Consider the following 2,893-nt stretch of genomic DNA (forward strand, 5'->3'; position numbering starts at 1 on the left):
CGCCACTGATCCACCCCGAAGGGCTTCACCGTTCGACTTGCATGTGTTAAGCACGCCGCCAGCGTTCGTCCTGAGCCAGGATCAAACTCTCCGTGAATGTTTACTCGGCCCCGACATAAGGTAGGGCCGGTTCACACCCGCGTTGAGCGGCACGGCAACCACCGGAATAAGGCGGCCCCGCGCACTGCGTCCTCGCTAGTGTTATTTCAAAAGGAATCTCCAACCCCGATCAAACGACCGAGGCCGGGGATGTCAACATATCTGGCGTTGACTTTTGGCACGCTGTTGAGTTCTCAAGGAACGGACGCTTCCTTCGGACCGCCTTCCAGCGGGCCCTCCGGGCTTCGTTCTTTCGTGTTTCCAGCTTATCAGACGTTTTCCGCTCCGTTTTCCGGAGTTTCATTCATCCGATTCCCACTGGCGGGATTTCCTGCGAACTTCGTCCAGGAGCCTATCAAAGGCTTCGGGGTGTTCAGTCCGCGGGATTTGCTTCGTCGGAGGGCGCACATTCGTGAAATGCGCTCGCCTCGATTCGGCGGTGTCGTAGACACTAACGCCCGGGTCCGACCGTTGTCCAGTCAGTCCCAACCGTTCAAACCTACTAGCCCACCCTCACCACGTCAATGGTTTGGCCAGGACGGGTAGAAGAGTAGCAGGTCAGACACCTGTTGATCACGCCGGCTCAGGCTGCGACGGGCTGGAGGTCCGCCCGGTCGGCCGCATCCAGGTCGCCGGACTCTCCGTCCTCGGCGGCCCTCCGGCCCAGCACCAGGGCGTAGAGGAGGAAGGCCACCTCGGCCAGCACGCCGACGGAGATACGGGCCCAGGTCGGCAGGCCGGACGGGGTCACGAAGGCTTCGAGGACACCGGAGACCGCCAGTACCGTCGCCAGGCCGATCGACATTCCGATGATCGCTCGGCCCTGTTCCGCCAGTGCCACCGAGCGGGTGCGCGGGCCGGGGTCGATGACGGTCCAGCCGAGGCGCAGACCGAGACCGCCTGCCACGAAGACCGCGGTCAGCTCCAGCAGGCCATGCGGAATGAGCAGGCCGAGGAAGACGTCGAGGCGCCCGGCTGAGGCCATCAGTCCGACGCCGATGCCGAGGTTGACCACGTTGGTCCACATCACGTAGAGCACCGGAATGCCCAGCGCGATCCCGAACAGCAGGCACTGCACGGCGATCCAGGCGTTGTTCGTCCAGACCTGGGCCGCGAAGGAGCTGGCCGGCCGGTCCGAGTAGTAGGCCTCGTACTGGCCCCCGGGGCGGGTCAGCTCCTGGAGGTGCTCGGGCGCGACCAGGCTGTTGCGGACCTCGGGGTGGGTGGCCATCCACCACGCGAGCAGTGCGGTGGCCGCCATCGAGACGATCGCCACCGGTACCCACCAGCGGCGCGCGCGGTAGAGCGCGGCCGGGAAACTCACCGTGTAGTAGCGGGCGACGTCCTGCCAGCCGTTGGTCCGGGCGCCGGTCACCGCGCTGCGGGCACGGGAGACCAGTCCGGTCAGCCGGCTCACCAGGGCCGGGTCCGGCGCGGCGGCCTGGACCTTGGCGAGGTGGCCGGTGGCGCGCTGGTAGAGCGTGACCAGCTCGTCGGCCTCCTCTCCGTTGAGCCGGCGCCGGCGGGCGAGGGCGTCCAGCCGGGCCCACTCCCCCTGGTGGGTGGCGACGAAGACGTCCAGGTCCATTTCGGCGGCTCCATGATCGGCGGCGGGCGCGGACGTGCATGCGCGGGCGGGCGGGTCCGGGTGGACACGTGCGGCCCAGCATGCCAGCAGCGGCCGCCACCGCGGCCGTCGGGATCTCACTTCCCGTGCGCCCACCGGGCCCCGTATGTTTGCGGCTGCGGATCAGACTGCGGAGAGCGGGTCACGGGGAGCCGATCCGGGGTGATTCCCTCCCCCGGCACTGTCGCGCTCCCAGGAGCGAATCTTCATGGGCGAGCCGTACGGGCTCCAAGAACGTGAACGGACAGGTGTCTTGAGCGACCTGGTGACGGGTGAGGCGGTCGTTCTCGGCCTCCAGACGGCGAAGCTTCCGAGCAGGGCACTGGCGATCGTGATCGACCTGCTGGTGGAGTTCGCCGCCCTGCTGGTGTTCACGCTGCTGCTGAGCCTCGCCCTGATCAGCATCGACAACGCGGCGCTGGCCGCCACGACGATCGGCCTGACGGTGTTCTTCCTGGTGGCCGTGCCCGTGATGGTCGAGACCCTCACCCGCGGCCGCTCGCTCGGCAAGGCCGCGCTCGGCCTGCGGGTGGTGCGCACCGACGGCGGGCCGGTGCGGTTCCGGCACTCGCTGGTACGCGGGCTGGTCGGCTTCTTCGAGATGATCGTGCTGACCGGTGCCCCGGCCGTGATCACCTCGGCGGTGCACTCGGAGGGCAAGCGGCTCGGCGACATCTTCGCCGGGACGGTGGTCGTCCGCGAGCGCACCCCGGGGGCGGGCGGCTCCGCCTCCCCGCTGCCGCCGGTGCACCCGCACCTGTTGCAGGCGATGGGCCACGAGCTGGTCGCGATGGACCTGTCCGCCGTGCCGGAGCCGCTCTGGCTGGCCATCCGCCAGGTTCTGGGCCGGATCGGCCAGTTGGACCCGGCGGTGATGCACCGGATGTCCTCCCGGCTGGCCGAGGACCTGTCCGCCCTGATCGGCCACCCGATCGCGCCGGGGCTGCACCCGTCGGCGTACCTGGGCGCGGTGCTCACCGAGCGCCAGCGGCGGGAGTGGATGCGGGCCCAGGAGCAGCTGCGGACGGCCGGGCCGGTACCTGCCCAGCCGGCCCCCGCCCAGGTGCCCGCTCCCCGTCCGGCCTCCGGTCCGCTCCCTGCGGCGCCGGCGGGCCCGGCCGACGGACGGCCCGTCCGGGTCCTCGGTCTGCCGGCACAGCCCGCGGC

Annotated in this window: 2 protein-coding genes and 1 rRNA gene; 1 reads left to right on the forward strand and 2 read right to left on the reverse strand. The window is 69.5% G+C overall.

The window, feature by feature from the left end; translation table 11 throughout:
* A 16S ribosomal RNA gene (locus tag KS423_RS42460) occupies positions 1-97 on the reverse strand; the annotation flags it as partial.
* Positions 98-682: 585 nt separating this feature from the next.
* Positions 683-1,687, reverse strand: a complete 1,005-nt coding sequence (locus KS423_RS42465) for a stage II sporulation protein M (protein WP_224285047.1) — start codon at positions 1,685-1,687, stop codon at positions 683-685.
* A 292-nt stretch (positions 1,688-1,979) separates the two neighbouring features.
* Here KS423_RS42465 and KS423_RS42470 point away from each other — a divergent pair.
* On the forward strand, positions 1,980-2,893 hold a 914-nt coding region (locus KS423_RS42470), incomplete at its 3' end, for an RDD family protein (RefSeq protein WP_224285048.1).

Source organism: Streptomyces sp. LS1784, from assembly GCF_020103755.1.
Taxonomy (GTDB): domain Bacteria; phylum Actinomycetota; class Actinomycetes; order Streptomycetales; family Streptomycetaceae; genus Kitasatospora.